Origin of the sequence: Mesorhizobium sp. M7D.F.Ca.US.004.01.2.1 (assembly GCF_003997785.1) — a bacterium.
GTDB lineage: Bacteria > Pseudomonadota > Alphaproteobacteria > Rhizobiales > Rhizobiaceae > Mesorhizobium > Mesorhizobium loti.
Genome location: NZ_RZRQ01000123.1, coordinates 1 through 16,388, shown reverse-complemented (window position 1 = coordinate 16,388; position 16,388 = coordinate 1). Strand labels below are relative to the sequence as shown.

The 16,388-nt window shown below is 62.9% G+C and carries 11 protein-coding genes; 9 read left to right on the top strand and 2 right to left on the bottom strand.

Going from position 1 to position 16,388, the window contains the following annotated elements:
• The 4 genes from EN993_RS18015 to ftsH form a co-directional block, all read left to right on the top strand.
• On the top strand, positions 1-195 hold a 195-nt coding region (locus EN993_RS18015), incomplete at its 5' end, for an OmpA family protein (protein ID WP_164757703.1).
• 226 nt (positions 196-421) lie between these two features.
• Positions 422-1,531, top strand: coding sequence for a tol-pal system protein YbgF (gene ybgF, locus EN993_RS18010; RefSeq protein ID WP_126066722.1), 1,110 nt, complete (start codon positions 422-424; stop codon positions 1,529-1,531).
• A gap of 57 nt (positions 1,532-1,588) precedes the next feature.
• Positions 1,589-2,980, top strand: a complete 1,392-nt coding sequence (gene tilS, locus EN993_RS18005) for a tRNA lysidine(34) synthetase TilS (protein WP_127264462.1) — start codon at positions 1,589-1,591, stop codon at positions 2,978-2,980.
• Between the two features lie 125 nt (positions 2,981-3,105).
• Positions 3,106-5,034 (top strand): ATP-dependent zinc metalloprotease FtsH, encoded by a 1,929-nt coding sequence (ftsH, locus tag EN993_RS18000; RefSeq protein ID WP_109664787.1) that lies wholly within the window; start codon positions 3,106-3,108, stop codon positions 5,032-5,034.
• Positions 5,035-5,597: 563 nt separating this feature from the next.
• Here the strand turns inward: ftsH and EN993_RS17995 are convergent.
• Positions 5,598-6,458: a hypothetical protein gene (locus EN993_RS17995; RefSeq protein WP_127264461.1), complete on the bottom strand. Its 861-nt coding sequence runs from the start codon at positions 6,456-6,458 to the stop codon at positions 5,598-5,600.
• Between the two features lie 368 nt (positions 6,459-6,826).
• Between EN993_RS17995 and glmM the strand changes: the two genes are divergently transcribed.
• The 3 genes from glmM (at position 6,827) to EN993_RS17980 (ending at position 10,374) form a co-directional block, all read left to right on the top strand.
• Positions 6,827-8,179: a phosphoglucosamine mutase gene (gene glmM, locus EN993_RS17990; RefSeq protein ID WP_127264460.1), complete on the top strand. Its 1,353-nt coding sequence runs from the start codon at positions 6,827-6,829 to the stop codon at positions 8,177-8,179.
• A 254-nt stretch (positions 8,180-8,433) separates the two neighbouring features.
• The gene (locus EN993_RS17985; protein WP_109665444.1) at positions 8,434-9,294 is read left to right on the top strand and encodes an outer membrane protein; all 861 of its coding nucleotides are present in this window, start codon (positions 8,434-8,436) and stop codon (positions 9,292-9,294) included.
• A gap of 204 nt (positions 9,295-9,498) precedes the next feature.
• Entirely contained in the window at positions 9,499-10,374 is an 876-nt protein-coding gene (locus EN993_RS17980; protein ID WP_126066718.1) for an outer membrane beta-barrel protein, read from the top strand.
• Positions 10,375-10,509: 135 nt separating this feature from the next.
• Here EN993_RS17980 and EN993_RS17975 read toward each other — a convergent pair whose 3' ends face one another.
• Positions 10,510-11,529: a helix-turn-helix domain-containing protein gene (locus EN993_RS17975; RefSeq protein ID WP_164757702.1), complete on the bottom strand. Its 1,020-nt coding sequence runs from the start codon at positions 11,527-11,529 to the stop codon at positions 10,510-10,512.
• Positions 11,530-12,226: 697 nt separating this feature from the next.
• Here EN993_RS17975 and EN993_RS17970 point away from each other — a divergent pair.
• Together EN993_RS17970 and EN993_RS17965 are read left to right on the top strand one after the other, a co-directional pair.
• The gene (locus tag EN993_RS17970) at positions 12,227-15,346 is read left to right on the top strand and encodes an autotransporter outer membrane beta-barrel domain-containing protein (protein ID WP_164757701.1); all 3,120 of its coding nucleotides are present in this window, start codon (positions 12,227-12,229) and stop codon (positions 15,344-15,346) included.
• A gap of 264 nt (positions 15,347-15,610) precedes the next feature.
• On the top strand, positions 15,611-16,388 hold a 778-nt coding region (locus EN993_RS17965), incomplete at its 3' end, for a phosphoserine transaminase (protein WP_127264457.1).

Genomic DNA, 16,388 nt, shown 5'->3' with positions numbered 1-16,388 from the left:
CGTGAATACAATCTGGCGCTCGGCGCCCGCCGCGCTGCCGCCACCCGCGACTTCCTCGTCGCCAAGGGTGTCTCGGCCAGCCGTCTCAAGACCATTTCCTACGGCAAGGAACGTCCGGTCGCGGTGTGCGACGACATCTCCTGCTGGTCGCAGAATCGCCGTGCGGTCACCACGCTCAGCGGCGCCGGTTCCTGAGGCATCGTGCAGCCGACCAGCGCGTCAAAAGAACGCGCGGCGGTCTAGCGGCAAAAATGCAACATATCTATGTGAAAGGCGGCCCTGGGGCCGCCTTTTTCATATCCGGATGCCCGAAACAAAATTTGGCCGAAGTCTCGGCTCCTGCTATGAGCCGAGGGCGCTTGGCTGGTCCCATTCTGATTGGAAGGCGCGAACAAGCTAACGAAATCACGGCGAGAGGCACATGCATTTGAGATCGGTTCTGAGCGGCACGCTTGCGCTGCTGCTCCTATCAGGCGTCACCGCCTTGGCTAGCGGCTTGGGGGCTAGCGGTACAGGGCAACCAACCGACAGCGGCTTTTCCTTTCATCTGCCCAGCATCGAATTGCCCAGCCTTTTCGGCCAGAAGAAGAAGCCGGATCAGGTCCAGATGGTGCAGTCCGATCCTGCCGCTGTCACCAGCCTGGAAGAGCAGCTGCGCCAGATGAACGGCAAGATCGAGGAACTCAATTTCCAGGTCCTGCAGATGCAGGAGCAGATCCGCAAGCAGCAGGAAGACAACGAATTCCGCTTCCAGCAACTTGAAGGCGGCGGCACGCAAGGCGCACAGCCGCCGGCACAGAAGAAATCGGATGCCACCACCGGCACCGACACCGACGTGGCAGCGGCCCCGGCAACAAAGGCGCCGGCCGATGCCGGCGCCGCGCCCGGCAACGATCAGTCAGCAGGCGGCAAGACGGTCCAGGACGTCATCGTCGAATCGCCCGATGGCGACCCCGGCAAGGTCATTCCCGGTGCGGGAGCGCCGGAAAAAACCTTCGGCACCATCACCGTCGACAAGAACGGCAATGTCATCGATGCCGGCGGCAACACGCAGGCGACCGCGCCGGCGCAGGATAGCGCCCCAGCCACCGGCGCCCCGGCCAAGGCCGGCAAATCCGATACGGTGGTCGCGGCGTTGCCCGCCACCAACGACCCGGAGGAGCTCTACCGCAACTCCTACCAGTTCATCCTCTCGGGCGACTATGGCACCGCCGAGCAGGGCTTTCGCGACCACATTGCCCGCTTCCCCAAGGATGCGAAGGCGGCGGACGCGCATTACTGGCTGGGCGAGTCGCTGCTTGGCCAGCAGAAGTACCGCGACGCTGCCGAGACTTTCCTTGCCGCCAGCAAGGATTATCCCAAGGCCAAGAAGGCTCCCGACATGTTGCTGAAGCTCGGCGTGTCGCTGGTCGGCCTCAAGCAGCATGACGTTGCTTGCGCCACCTTCAGCGAGGTCGGCAAGCGTTACCCTGATATCTCCAGTGCGCTCAAGGAACGCGTCAAGCAGGAGAAGGCTCTGGCTGCCTGCTAATCCTTGTCATACATGTCGTTGTCCTAAAACCGGGACCACTTTTGGGCGACAGGCATTATGCTCGACATCGAGCCGGATCTTTCGACAAGTCTTTTTTCGCATATCGATTTTACCAGCGGCGCTGTTGCGGCCGTGTCCGGCGGCAGCGACTCGACCGCCCTGCTCCTCCTTCTCAAACACCATCTCGACCGCACGGCGCCGGCAACCAAGCTGCTGGCGGTGACGATCGATCACGGCTTGCGGTCCGGTTCGGCAGCGGAGGCGCAAGCGGTGGCCAAGCTGTGCGCCACACACGGAATTCCACACCGCATTGTGACATGGTCGGGTCCCAAGCCGTCGACGGGTCTGCCCGCCGCGGCACGGGAAGAGCGCTACCGGTTGCTGGCTGAAGCGGCACAAGCGCAAGGCATCGGCCTGATCCTCACCGGCCATACCGCCGACGACCAGGCGGAAACGGTGCTGATGCGTCAAGGGCGCGAAGAAGGGTTGGCGCGGAACGAGGGCCGAGGTCTTGTCGAACTGTCAGGCCGCGGTCTTGCCGGCATGGCGCCGGCCACCTTGTATGACTGGCGCAGTTGGATCGTGCGGCCGCTCCTTGGCATGCGGCGCGCGGCATTGCGCGATGTCCTGCGCCGCCAAAATGTCGGCTGGGCCGACGACCCAACCAATGCCGACGAGGCTTTCGAGCGGCCGCGCATGCGGGCAGCCCTTGCCGACGGCGACGGTGCGCGGCGCATCGACGATGCGCTGGCGCTGGCCGCGCATGAGAGCCGTGCGCGCGGTCAACTCGGCCTTGGCGCCGCAAGCTTGATCGGCGATTTTGCGACCCAGCCGGCCTGCGGGCTCACTCGTCTTGATCCGGGCTTGTTGAGCGCCGGCGACGAGCGGGCAACCATCTATGCGTTGCGCATCCTGCTGGCCACGGCCGGCGGGATCGCCTTCCTGCCGGATCAAGCCCGCAGCGAGGCGCTGTTCGGCCGGCTGAAGGCCGGATTTCTTTGCGCCACATTGTCGCGGACGGTTGTCGATTTCCGGCGCGCCGGCATCTTCCTGCGCCGCGAGGCGCGCGGCTTGCCCGCCGCCGCTGCCGCCACCGACAGCACCGTCTGGGATGGCCGCCGGCGCATCACATTGAACGACAGCAGCGGCGCATTGTTGATCGCCCCGTTCGGGACAGCGGCGAAGCGGCTGGCGATTGGCGAAGGAAAAACCCCGCCGAGCTTGATGCGCGCCGCGCTCGCCGCCGAGCCGGCGTTGTGGCAGGCCGGGGAATGCCTTGGTTTGCCTGGACATGGAACGACGTCCGCGATGGTTGAAGTGCGGCCGGTCGTTGCGCCCTTTGCCCGCTTCCTACCGTCCTTCGATCTGGCGCCGGCGCGGGTCGTCGCCGGGTTGATTGGTGCGGCCCTGGTGCCGCCCTTGCCTTTCAGCGGCCACAGTGCCGGTTGATGGTTGCGCGAAAGCTTAACCCAGACATGCTGTTATGCTTGGCAAGGGGAGGCGCTCTCCCTATGTTAGGCGCAAGTTTCCTCTCATGACGCGTGTCCGCCCGGCGGACGCCAACGGGACAATTGATGAATCCGAACTATCGCAACCTCGCGCTTTGGGCGATCATAGCGGTCCTGCTCATCGCCCTGTTCAATCTGTTCCAGACGCCGCAGACGCGGGGGGCTTCCAGCGATGTGCCATATTCGCAGTTCCTGCAGGATGTCGCGGCGGGCCGGGTCAAGACAGTGACCATCGCAGGCGCTCGCATCAGCGGCACCTACACCGACAATGCCAGCGGCTTCCAGACCTATTCGCCCGGCGACCCTTCACTGGTCTCGCGGCTGCAGGACAAGAACGTCACCATCAACGCGCGGCCTGAAACAGACGGTTCCAATTCGCTGTTCGGCTACTTGATCTCGTGGCTGCCGATGATCCTCATCCTTGGCGTCTGGATATTCTTCATGCGCCAGATGCAGTCCGGGTCCGGGCGCGCCATGGGCTTCGGCAAGTCCAAGGCCAAGCTGCTCACCGAAGCGCATGGCCGCGTCACTTTCCAGGACGTTGCCGGCGTCGACGAAGCCAAGGAAGATCTGGAAGAGATCGTCGAGTTCCTACGCGATCCGCAGAAGTTCCAGCGGCTCGGCGGCAAGATCCCGCGCGGCGTGCTGCTTGTCGGTCCTCCGGGAACCGGCAAGACGCTGCTCGCCCGTTCGGTTGCCGGCGAAGCCAATGTGCCGTTCTTCACCATTTCCGGTTCGGACTTCGTCGAGATGTTCGTCGGCGTCGGTGCAAGCCGTGTTCGTGACATGTTCGACCAGGCCAAGAAGAACGCGCCCTGCATCATCTTCATCGATGAAATCGACGCTGTCGGCCGTCATCGCGGCGCCGGCCTCGGCGGCGGCAATGACGAACGCGAGCAGACGTTGAATCAGTTGCTGGTCGAGATGGATGGCTTCGAATCCAACGAAAGCATCATCCTGATCGCTGCCACGAACCGGCCCGACGTGCTCGATCCTGCACTGCTCAGGCCAGGCCGCTTCGACCGCCAGGTTGTGGTGCCGAACCCCGACATCGTCGGCCGCGAAAAGATCCTCAAGGTGCATGTGCGCAACGTGCCGCTGGCGCCCAATGTCGACCTCAAGGTGATCGCGCGCGGTACGCCGGGCTTCTCCGGCGCCGACCTGATGAACCTCGTCAACGAATCCGCGCTGATGGCGGCGCGCCGCAACAAGCGTCTCGTCACCATGGCCGAATTCGAGGACGCCAAGGACAAGATCATGATGGGCGCCGAGCGTCGTTCGTCGGCCATGACGCAGGCCGAGAAGGAGCTCACCGCCTACCACGAGGCCGGCCACGCCATCCTCGCGCTCAACGTGCCGTCGGCCGATCCGCTGCACAAGGCCACCATCATCCCGCGCGGCCGCGCGCTCGGCATGGTCATGCAGTTGCCGGAAGGCGACCGCTATTCGATGAGCTACAAATACATGATCTCGCGGCTCGCCATCATGATGGGCGGTCGCGTCGCCGAGGAGTTCAAGTTCGGCAAGGAAAACATCACCTCGGGCGCGTCCTCGGACATCGAGCAGGCGACCAAGCTGGCGCGCGCCATGGTCACGCGCTGGGGCTTCTCAGACAAGCTCGGTCATGTCGCCTATGGCGACAACCAGGAAGAAGTGTTCCTCGGCCATTCGGTGGCGCGTACGCAAAACGTTTCGGAAGAGACGGCTCAGATCATAGATGCCGAAGTGCGCCGCCTGATCGACGAGGCCTATGTCTCGGCCAAGTCCATCCTGACCAAGAAGAAGAAGGAATGGATTGCGCTGGCGCAGGGCTTGCTCGAATACGAGACGCTGTCCGGCGAGGAGATCAAGCAGCTGATCGCCGGCCACAAGCCCGCGCGCGACCTTGGCGACGACACGCCGCCGAGCCGCGGCTCGGCTGTGCCGAAGTCCGGTGGCCGCCGCAAGAAGGGCCCGGAGCCCGAAGGCGGCATGGAACCGCAGCCGTCGAGCTGAGTTCGACCAAGCAGGTTGATTTTTAGAAACGCCGCGGCATGATCCGCGGCGTTTTTGTTTATAGAGGCCTTGCTGGCGGTCTGCCTCGCTTAAGGCCGCCCAGTTGTCGCGGACCCAGCGCGCTGCTCCTCAATTGCCCAACTGCAATGCAGGCGCCCATCCTGCAACGCTGGCAAGTTGGCGAAAGCCGGCGTGGCAGCCAATCTCCCCCCGTGTGGGGAGATGTCCGGCAGGACAGAGGGGGGCGCTGTCCCGCCGACATCTCAGGCCGGCCCTTCTGCTGGGCGGACTTTCGTTCGGACTGTTATCCTTGCTTTTCTCTCCGTCTTGGCTTCGCTGAGGCACTCTCCCCCTTTCATGAGGCGCGAGGAACCCAAGCCAGAAAGGCAGCGATCTTTCGCGCCCCCCTCTGCCCTGCCGGGCATCTCCCCCACGGGGAGGGAGATTGGCAGCTTTGCCGATGGCGCCTCCCTGCAAACGGCCTGTCCTGAACGTCGCCCAAGAAAAAAGCCCGCGAACCTTGCGGCTCGCGGGCTTCTTTCTTGTTCAGATATTGTTGTCGTTCAGCTCTTCAGCTTGGCGTTGCACAGGCTGTAGAAGCCGCCGCCCTTCTGGATCCACTTCAGGCCGCCAAGCGCATTGGCGTCCTTGAGGGCATAGTACTGGTCAAGGCAAGTATGCATGCGGCCTTTTCCGGGGGTCTCGCTGGCATATTTCGCCGAGATCGCAGAGGGGAAAGTGACGCCCTTGGGCGCAGCCGTCGTCGGCTTCGCCGGCTCCTTGGTGTAGCTCGCCTCGTCGGCGGCCGGCACGGTGTCGTCATCCGATGCGCCGGCGCCGCATTCGGTCTTGCGGAAGTCGTTCCACTTCATGCCTTTCAGCGTGTTGGCCGTCTTGGCAGCCTGATACTTGGTGCTGCATTCGGCCATGCTCAGACCCTTGCCGCCATTGTCGGCGGGCGCCGCGGCAGCCTTGGTGGTTGCCGGCTTGGCGGCGGCAGCGGCGGATGCACCGGCGGCGCATTCGGACTTGCGGAAGTCGTTCCACTTCATGCCGTTCAGCGTGCCGGCAGCCTTCGCCGCCTGGTACTTGGTGCTGCATTCCTTCGCCGTCAGGCCCTTGGCCGTGCTGTCGTCCGCCGCAGCGGCTGCCTTGGCCGCCTTGGCCGGTTTCGTCTCGGCAGCCTTCTTGGTGTCGGTTGCTTTCTTGGTATCGGCTGGCTTGGCGTCGGTCGTGGCCGCAGCGTCGGTGCCGCACTGGGCCTTGCGGAACTGGTTCCAGGTCGCCCCGGCGAGTGTCCCCGCATCCTTGGCGGCGTTGTACTTCGTGCTGCACTCGGCCATCGTCAGTGCGTTGGCTGGCGCGGCCAGGAACAAGGTCGCGACGGCGAGGCCGGTCAAAGTGGCAAGTCGGTGGATGAGCATAGCGTTTCTCCGTTGCAGCAGCCCATGATACGTCCCGGCGAATCAATAACGCTCAACGATCGGTTGCGCCAGATGCTAAGTGGCGTATATATCGCCGAAAGCCGTCTTCTCCCGATAAGGTGATGAAATCGTTGCCCGTTGCCAGCTTCAGAGCAAGATTTTCCAGGTGCATCTGCGCTGAGAGGCTCGCATGACTGGTATATTGCAGCATGGCAGTCTCAGCATGTTAGGATGCAGCCATGTTGTGTGCAGTGCACAACAATGATTTTCTAAGGATTGGTAACATATAATCACACACTGTGATCATAGCGCCCTGGCCAATTGTGGCATGACGTGCCGGGGAAGAAACGTCGAGGAAACTGGCTAGCATGGCAGGGAATTATTTCGGCACGGACGGCATTCGCGGGCGCGCCAACAAGTTTCCGATGACCGCGGAAATTGCGATGCGGGTCGGCATGGCCGCCGGCCTCTCCTTCCAGCGCGGCAGCCATCGCCACCGCGTCGTGCTCGGCAAGGACACCCGGCTTTCCGGCTATATGATCGAGAATGCCATGGTCGCCGGTCTCTGTGCCGCCGGCATGGACGTGTTCCTGCTCGGCCCGATCCCGACGCCGGCGGTTGCCATGCTGGTGCGTTCGCTGCGCGCCGATATCGGGGTCATGATCTCGGCCTCGCACAACCCCTACTACGACAACGGCATCAAGCTGTTCGGACCCGACGGCTACAAGCTCTCCGACGAGATCGAGGAGCGCATCGAGAGCATGCTCGACAAGGATATCGAACTGACGCTCGCCGATTCCGACGGGCTTGGCCGCGCCAAGCGCGTCGACGGCGTGCATGACCGCTATATCGAATTCGCCAAGCGCACCTTGCCGCGCTCGATGTCACTCTCCGGCTTGAGGATCGTCGTCGATTGCGCCAACGGCGCGGCCTACAAGGTGGCGCCCGAGGCGCTGTGGGAACTGGGCGCCGAAGTCGTCGCCATCAATGTCGAGCCCAACGGCTTCAACATCAACAAGGAATGCGGCTCGACCCATCCCGCCGGCCTGCAGAAGAAGGTGCACGAAGTGCGCGCCGACATCGGCATCGCGCTCGATGGCGATGCCGACCGCGTCGTCATTGTCGATGAAAACGGGGCGATCGTCGATGGCGACCAGATCATGGCGCTGATTGCCGAATCCTGGCACCAGAGCGGGCGGCTTGCTGGCGGCGTCGTCGTTTCGACGGTCATGTCCAATCTCGGCCTCGAGCGCTTCCTCGGCGACATGAAGCTGCAATTGCACCGCACCAAGGTCGGCGACCGTTATGTCGTCGAGCATATGCGCGCGCATGGGCTGAATGTCGGCGGCGAACAATCGGGCCATATCGTGCTGTCTGACTTTTCGACCACCGGCGACGGCCTCGTCTCGGCGCTGCAGGTGCTGGCCTGCATCAAGCGGCAGGGGCGGCCGGTCAGCGAATTGTCGAAGAAGTTCGAACCGGTGCCGCAGCTTCTGAAGAACGTCCATATTTCCGGCGGCAAGCCGCTCGAGGAAGCGCCGGTCAAGGCAGCCATCGAAGACGCCCGTCACCGCCTCGGCAAGGCCGGGCGGCTGGTTATCCGGCCCTCCGGTACAGAGCCGCTGATCCGTGTGATGGCCGAGGGCGACGACCCGCAACTGGTCGAGTCCGTCGTCAATGGCATCGTTGACATCATCTCGGAAACGCGCAGCGCCGCCTGATCCCAGCGCGCCCGGCAGGGCGTCGCCGCATACAGCTTCACCAGTTCAAAGCCCGCCCTCCTGGCGGGCTTTTTTCGTTCGCCGGCGGGTGCTCCGGGATTTCGAAAACCATGCGCCGATCCCTCGAAGTTTCGAGATTCGTGGTTAAGCAACAGGGTTAAACGCCTTTTAACCTTTGCACTTCATTATCCACGACTGAAAGCCAATTGCATTCGGACGCGATGGCCGTTCCGAACTTCTCAGGGGTGACAAGCATGTTCAATACAGCAAGAAAGGTCCTGCTCGCCTTACTGTTCGCGGGCTTGGCAGGACCGTTGTTCGCAGCCGACCTGCCGGAGCCGGTGGTCGAAGAGGCTCCGCCTCCGGCCGTCTACGAGCAGCCGGCCGAAGTTGGCGGCTGGTACATCCGCGGCGACATCGACTATCATAAGTCGACCGTGCGCGGCATCGACTACATGACCTACACCGTCGATCCCTGTAACTGTACGGTCACACCCGGCAGCCAGAGTTTCGATTTCGGCAAGCTCAAGGGCGGTTTCTCGCTCGGCGCCGGCGTCGGCTACAAGATCAACGACCATTTCCGCACCGACCTGACCGCCGACTACTGGTTCAAGTCGAACTTCAACGGTCAGACAACTGGCACGGCTGGCGGTTCGCCGGTCATTGTCACGTCGGCTGAGTCGTCGAAAATGAGCGCCCTCCTGCTCCTGGCTAATGCATATGCCGATCTTGGTACCTATCATGGCATTACGCCTTACGTCGGCGCTGGCATCGGCGGCGCGCATGTCAAATGGGATACAGTCTATGACCCGACGCCGGGCGCTACCGAGACCAATCCCGGCAGATCCAGCTGGCGTTTCGCCTACGCTCTGATGGCTGGCGCTTCCTACTGCCTAACCGACAAGATCATCCTCGATGCAGGCTACCGCTTCTCCCATATCCAGGGCGGCCGCATGTTCGATTGGAATGTGGGCAGCTCCGGCCCCGGCTTCGACCGTGGCATCAACACGCACGAAGTACGCGGTGGCCTGCGCTATCAGTTCGGCGGCAACAATGGTTGCGCCGCGCCGGTCGTGGCCTACCAGCCCGAACCCGAGCCGATCTACACGAAGTAACACTTGCACTGCCTGAAAATTCGCGAACCGCCCGGCATCGACCGGGCGGTTTTCGTTTGTGCGTTTCGGATGAAATTCTTGAAAATCAATCTGCTAACGCTCCGTTAGCCTTAACCGGCACTTAACCACTATGGTTAACAATGCTCCTTGAAACGATGGCCGCCGTTGCAATGCTTGCGGCGCCAAATTCGGGAGTCGGGGACCATGAAACTCACATTGCGTATGGCGCTTGTCGCACTCGCCCTGGCACCGCTGACGCCCGTGCACGCAGCCGACTACGATCCGCCGATCTATGTCGACCAGGCGCCCGACTATGTCCCGGTCGAGGTCGGTTCCGGCTGGTATCTGCGCGGCGATATCGGCTACGCCTTCAGCCATCCTTTCGACAATCATCAAGACGCTTCGGGCTTCTCATCGAGCAGCACCCTGTTCGATGGCAGTGTAGGCATGGGCTATCATTTCAACGACTATCTGCGGGCTGAATTAAACTTCGGCATCCTGCCATCGAACAAGTTCGGCGATGAACTGGTGACGACTTGCGATGGCTCCATCACGACAACGGTAACAAGCATCGCAACCAGCACCATTGTCAGCCAGACCAATGCCGCTGCCGCTCCGCCACCGCCTTGCAGGGGAACGAACTTTGCAAACAACAAGGCCTATAGCCTGATGGCCAATGGCTATGTCGACCTAGGTACCTATGTGGGGATCACGCCGTATCTCGGGGGCGGTGTCGGGTTGGCGTACAGCAAACTCAGCAGGGCGATTGGCGCGCGCGATTGCGTTCCGACAACCACCACGAGCACGGCCGGCGGCCTACAGACTGTCCAACAGTTCAATTGCGACGATCCGGCCGGTTACGAGGGAGCCGTAACATCGAAGTCAAGCTACGATTTTGCCTATTCCCTAGCCGCGGGGCTTTCCTATCAGGTGACAAAAAATGTGTCGGTCGACCTCGGCTACGAATACTTTGCTGTACCCGGCATGAAATATGTCGCCTATGACGGCGGTGCTTTCGGCATCCACAAGGGGGTGAACTATCAGTCGGTCAAGCTCGGGCTGCGATACGACCTCTGGTAGCGGTGTTAGAAGACGGCATTTGTAGCGGCGAGCCTCTGGCTCGCCGTTTGCTTTTCTGATGGTCAGCATTCTTCCTGCGTCTCGGAGGTCTGGCGATGAACCGATAAATGCGCTGGATCGGCAATCGCGTGTGCGTCATCCCAGCCTGTTCATCAAGCCAAGCTGCTGTGAGTATTCGGCAAAGTGTGCCTGCACATGCGCGAGACGTTGACCGGCGAGTTCCTCCCTTTGCTGCCGAACGTCACTCGGCGTCATGTCGAAACGGGCACGGAAGGCGCGCAGGAACTGGCTGCTGCTCGAAAAGCCCAGCCCGTGGGCGATCTCGATGATCGAGCGGGACAGACCGCCGATGTGCATGAGTTCGCGGCACGCCGCATCCAGCCGCTTTTCCTTCACGACCCTGGCGACGCCACCATCGGCGGCAAACACCCGATAGAGATGGGCGCGTGAAACCCTGAAGCGGCGCATGAGCAGCGTTGGGCCAAGCTCAGGCTCGGTCAGGTTGGCATCGATGAAATCCAGCACGCGCCGGCGCAGCACTTGGGCGAGGGCGGGATCACTCGTGGCGCCGTCGGGCAGCTGGCGCGCAAGCCCGCAAGCAAGCAGTTCCATTGCCGCGTCCTCCATGGCCAGCGCGTCGGCGCGTTCCATTTCCGCCGACACATCCGAGAGGCTGACGATGAAATCCGCCAGAAGCCGCGTAAGGGGAGCGCCTTTCCTGAGCACCACGCCGTGAAGGCTGCGTCCACCCGCTGCCTTGTCCACCCGCTCGCGCGGGAGCACGATGGATATGGTCGCGCCCTCATGCACCCGGCTTTTGAAATTCCGCGTGAGATCGAAAACGCAAATGTCGCCGGGACCGACCAAAATCGACTGGCCGTCGCAGTCGCCTTCAAGCGTACCGGCGATGAACAGCTGGACCAGATATTGGTCGAGCCCGCCTTGCAGGACGATGCGTCGGTCGCGGCGATATTGCTGCTGGTTGAAGCTGGTCGGCCCAATCAGCAGCGAGCCTATCGCCCGCGACTTCAAGGAGCCTTCGAGTGTGGCATTGCTGCCTTCCGGATGCTGCGTGGTCTCGAAGAACGGCCGCGTGATCTCGCGCCAATATTCGGTGCGCAGGTCCGATTGAACAAGATCCGTAGAGAGGAGCAATCCCTCCTGCACGATAGGCCTCGTCCATGTGCGCCGAGGCGCTGAATACACTTGCTGTGACAGGCTGGATCACTGCCGTGGCCGGCAGGTTCACGGTGTGTAGCGCTATCGTGATTCTCCTGCCGCCTCAATGGCTTGGTGCTCAAGCCGGGGTTTGCCTGGTGAGATGAGACATAGTGCGTGGATAAATGAGACATGGCGCTACGGTCACTCGTCCGGTTCCACGCTACCCTCCGGGCGCGGCGGGCATGACGGAGGGGGCAGGCTGTGCGGCAGCCTGCCGTATGCGCCCCGCAATCCCTGACAGGAAGGCTCGTATTTGAATATCGAATCCGGAGCCTTCAAGGCGGCTTCCGGCAGGGAGTAGCCATGCCTATCCGTTCAAAAAACTCTCTCGTCGAACACCGGCCTGGCCCGGCCTTGCGGATGCGTCGGCTAGGCTCCAGTGCTTCGTATTCCACCTTGGCTCGCGCCACCGTCATCGTGGGGCCGTCGTTCGGCCCTGTGCCTTACAATGTCAGCTATTTTTAACCGCTGGCGGAATATATAATTCCGTACATATGTGTCCATAGTGGTTTATGTACAGCTTTAATGGCGAATCTGGGGTTTTCTCGTGAACAATCGTAAATCTGATTCGGGCATATCCTCTGTATTAGATGGCTATAATTTTCTAAGTCGCCGAGGTTTTTCTTCGCCATTGCTTGGTGCTGTCTCGGTCGCGGCGCTGCTGGCATGCGGTGTCGCAATGCCGCAAGGCGCCTATGCGGCAGACGGCGGGCAGGGCATTTCCACCGCCTCAGGCGTCAAAGGTGGTGCGGGCGGTGTCGACGGCACGGCGGCCGAGGCCGAGGGTACGAAAGGCCCGGCTGGTGCGTCCATCACAGGCGGCGGCGGCGGCGCGACCGACCTGACGACGGGCAACGGCCAGGCCGGAGGCAATGCGAAATTGCTCGGCGGCGTCAGCGCCACTCGTCCGACCAACGGTGGGGCCGGTGCCATTGGTCTGGCAACGGTCAGTGGGGCGGTTTCCGGGGGCAATGGCGCCGGCAACCTTGGCTCCGGGATCGCCGGTGGCGGCGGTGGCGTCGGCCTGTCCACGACGATGGATCTGACCGTGCAGGCGGGCGGCGCGGTAAAAGGCGGCGCGGGCGGATCAGCCGGCTCATCCAGCGGCGGCGGTGGCGGTGGCGTCGGCGTGTTCACTTCCGCCGATGTCACGATCGACGCCTTGGGCACAGTTACCGGCGGCGCCGGTGGCCTGCTGGCCGGCCAGGGCGGCGGCGGCGGTGGCGCGGCAGCCCTCCTGGTCACCGGCGGCGGCACGATCACCAACAGTGGCACGTTGCTCGGTGGCAAGGGGGGCGATGGGCGCGCGGGGTTTCCGACGGGTGCGGGCGGCAGCGGCGGCGAAGGCATTCGGCTGATCAATGGCGGCACGGTCGTCAACAATGCCGGGGCATCGATTACCGGCGGGGCCGCCGGCCTCAATGGAGCCGGCATTGGCGGATTTGGTGTCGCCGCATCCTCCGGCGGGGCCGGCATCAAAGGTGCCAACGTCTCGGTGCTGAATGCCGGCACGATCTCCCGCGGCGCGACTACCGGCGGTGGCAGGGTCAATGCCATCACCTTCACTGGCGGGGTCAACTCGCTCGAACTGTGGTCGACCTCGCTCATAACAGGCAATGTCCAGGCCTTCAGCGCCGCCGATAGCTTCACCCTCGGCGGTGCCGGCAACGGCAGCTTCAACGCCGCCTCCATCGGTAACAGCGCGCAATATCGTGGCTTCGGCAGCTTCGAAAAGACCGGCAGTGGCACCTGGGTGCTGACCGGCGTCACATCGGCGTTGACGCCCTGGACGCTGAGTGGCGGTACGTTGTCGATTGCCGGGGATGGCAGCCTCGGTGACGCCGCAAGCGGGCTTATGTTCAACGGCGGCACGCTGCAGACGACGGCCAGTTTCACCACGAACCGTGGCATGGCGCTGAATACAACCGGCAAAATCGACACAGCGGCAGCAACCACGCTGACGGCGTCAGGCATTCTCAGCGGTGCCGGTGGCCTGACCAAGACCGGCGGCGGCACGCTGGAACTGACCGGCGACAACAGCTATTCGGGCGAAACGACCGTGTCGGCAGGCAAGCTGGCGCTGAGCGGCACGGGCAGCATCGCTGCATCGAGCCGTGCGGTTGTCGATGGCACGCTGGATATTTCTGGCGTAGCCGACGGGGCATCGATCAAGCGGCTTGCGGGTGCGGGCACCGTCGAGTTCGGCAACCAGACGCTGACACTTACGGAAGCCAACGACACCTTCTCCGGCGACTTCGCCGGCAATGGCGGCTTCGTTCTTGCCGACGGTCAGCAGATGCTCACCGGTGACAGCTCGCTGTTTGCCGGGTCTTCGCGCGTCGAAGGCGGCACACTCTCCGTGAACGGCACGCTAGGCGGCACCATGGATGTATTGGGCGGCCGACTGCAGGGCAATGGCACCGTCGGCGCCACCACCAACCACCTCGGCGGAGTCATCGCACCCGGCATCGACGGTTTCGGCACGCTGATGGTGGACGGCACCTATACCAGCAATGGCGGCGCGCTTGAAATTGAGACCGTCCTTGCCGGCGACAGCTCGCAGACTGACCTCCTGATCATCACCGGCAACAGCATTCTGGGTACCAGCACAACTCAGGTGCACGTCTTCAACGTCGGCGGCCGGGGTGCGCAAACAACAGCCGACGGCATCAAGATCGTCCAGGTCGATGGCACCTCGGCGGCCGACGCCTTCGTGCTCAACGGCCCGGCGATCGGTGGCGCCTACAGCTACAAGCTGTTCCAGAACGGCCTCGCCAATACGACTGACGGCGACTGGTATCTGCGCGCCGCCAGCCTTGCGCCGACGACGCCGGTCTACCAGAATTACCCGCAGGTCCTGCTGGGGATGATTGCGCTACCGACGCTTGAGCAGCGCGTCGGTGACCGCCGCCGTACCGTGCTCGATGGCGGAGCCGAGACGGGCCAGCAAGCCATCTGGACCCGTATCGAAGGCGCGCACGGCCATGTCGAGGCCAATGCGTCCAGCGCTGATGCTTCCTATGACGTCGATACTACGCTGGTGCAGGCGGGCATCGACGGTCAGCTTTCGGAAACGGCGGCCGGCAGGCTGGTCGCCGGGCTGACGGCGCAATATTCACGCGCCAACGCCGACATCTTCTCAAGCCTCGGCGACGGCGGCAACACCACCGTCAGCTATGGCGTCGGCGCCACGCTGACCTGGTATGGCGAGAATGGCTTTTATGTCGATGGACAGGCCCAGTTCGCGACATTGCGCAGCGACATGAACGCCGCCGGCATCGGCAAGATCGGCGATGGCATTGATGGCAACGGCTATGCGCTCAGCCTGGAGGCGGGACGCAAGATTGGGCTCGACGGCGCCTGGTCGCTGACCCCGCAGGCGCAGCTTGCCTATGCCTCGGTCGATTTCGACGCCTTCACCGATCCGTTCGGCGCAAATGTGTCGCTGCGCAAGCGTGACAGCCTCAAGGGCCGGCTGGGTGCTGCGTTGAACTACGACGTCCAGGCGACCGGAAGCCATATCTATGGCATCGCCAACCTGACCTACGAGTTCCTCAACGGCACTTCGGTCGCCGTCTCAGGGGTCGACCTTTCGTTCGAGCCACAGCGCTTCGGCGGCGAACTCGGCCTGGGTGGCACCTACAAATGGGCCGGCGGCAAATATACCCTGTTTGGCGAGGCGCTGGCCTCGTCCAGCTTCGAAGGCAGCCATGCGCTGAAGGGCACTGCGGGGATCATCGTAAGGTTCTAGATTCGCCGCAAACGCTCTTCCAACAAAGTGCTCGTTGCCGAAAGGTGGCGGGCACTTTGCATTCGGGCTGTCGCGTTTTTCGGGGAAATCCCCTTCTTTTCGCCTCTCCCTTGCGGACATATCCTGGCGGTGTGCCCACTCGTTCCGGCCGCGATGTCGCTGACAAATCCATTTCCCTATTGCGCTTTTCCGGCCGTTTCTGTATTTCCCGGAGTGGGCCACCCCTCCCCAACGAGGGGCCACTATCTGGAAGGATAGACCACGATGACGACGCATACGAAGCCCGGACTCCGTCCGGCAAACCCCAATTTTTCCTCAGGTCCCTGCGCAAAACGTCCCGGCTGGTCGGTCGAGGCGCTGAAAGCTGCTGCGCTCGGCCGTTCCCACCGCGCCAAGATCGGCAAGGCCAAGCTCGAACAGGCGATCGAGCTGACGCGGGAAATTCTCCAGGTCCCGGCGGGTTACCGCATCGGCATCGTGCCGGCGTCGGACACCGGCGCCGTCGAGATGGCGCTGTGGTCGCTGCTCGGCGAGCGCGGCGTCGACATGGTCGCCTGGGAGAGCTTTGGCTCCGGCTGGGTCACCGACGTGGTCAAGCAATTGAAGCTCGCCGACGTGCGCAAGATCGAAGCCGGCTATGGCGAACTGCCGGACCTCACAAAGATCGATTGCGACCGCGATGTGGTCTTCACCTGGAACGGCACCACGTCCGGCGTGCGCGTGCCGAACGGCGATTTCATTCCCGCGGACCGCAAGGGCCTGACCATCTGTGACGCGACTTCGGCCGCCTTCGCACAGAGGCTCGATTTCGAAAAACTCGATGTCGTCACCTTCTCCTGGCAGAAGGTGCTGGGCGGCGAGGGCGCACACGGCATGCTCATCCTGTCGCCTCGTGCCGTCGAGCGGCTGGAGACCTACAAGCCTTCGTGGCCGCTGCCGAAAATCTTCCGACTGACCTCGGGCGGCAAGCTGATCGAGGGCATCTTCAAGGGCGAAACCATCAACACCCCCTCGATGCTGTGCGTCGAGGACTATCTCGATG

Excerpts from the sequence above, each read along its gene's own strand:
- glmM (WP_127264460.1), top strand. The coding sequence starts at position 6,827 with ATGGCAGGGAATTATTTCGGCACGGACGGCATTCGCGGGCGCGCCAAC.
- EN993_RS17980 (WP_126066718.1), top strand. The coding sequence starts at position 9,499 with ATGAAACTCACATTGCGTATGGCGCTTGTCGCACTCGCCCTGGCACCG.
- EN993_RS17995 (WP_127264461.1), bottom strand. The coding sequence starts at position 6,458 with ATGCTCATCCACCGACTTGCCACTTTGACCGGCCTCGCCGTCGCGACC.
- ftsH (WP_109664787.1), top strand. The coding sequence starts at position 3,106 with ATGAATCCGAACTATCGCAACCTCGCGCTTTGGGCGATCATAGCGGTC.
- ybgF (WP_126066722.1), top strand. The coding sequence starts at position 422 with ATGCATTTGAGATCGGTTCTGAGCGGCACGCTTGCGCTGCTGCTCCTA.
- tilS (WP_127264462.1), top strand. The coding sequence starts at position 1,589 with ATGCTCGACATCGAGCCGGATCTTTCGACAAGTCTTTTTTCGCATATC.
- EN993_RS17985 (WP_109665444.1), top strand. The coding sequence starts at position 8,434 with ATGTTCAATACAGCAAGAAAGGTCCTGCTCGCCTTACTGTTCGCGGGC.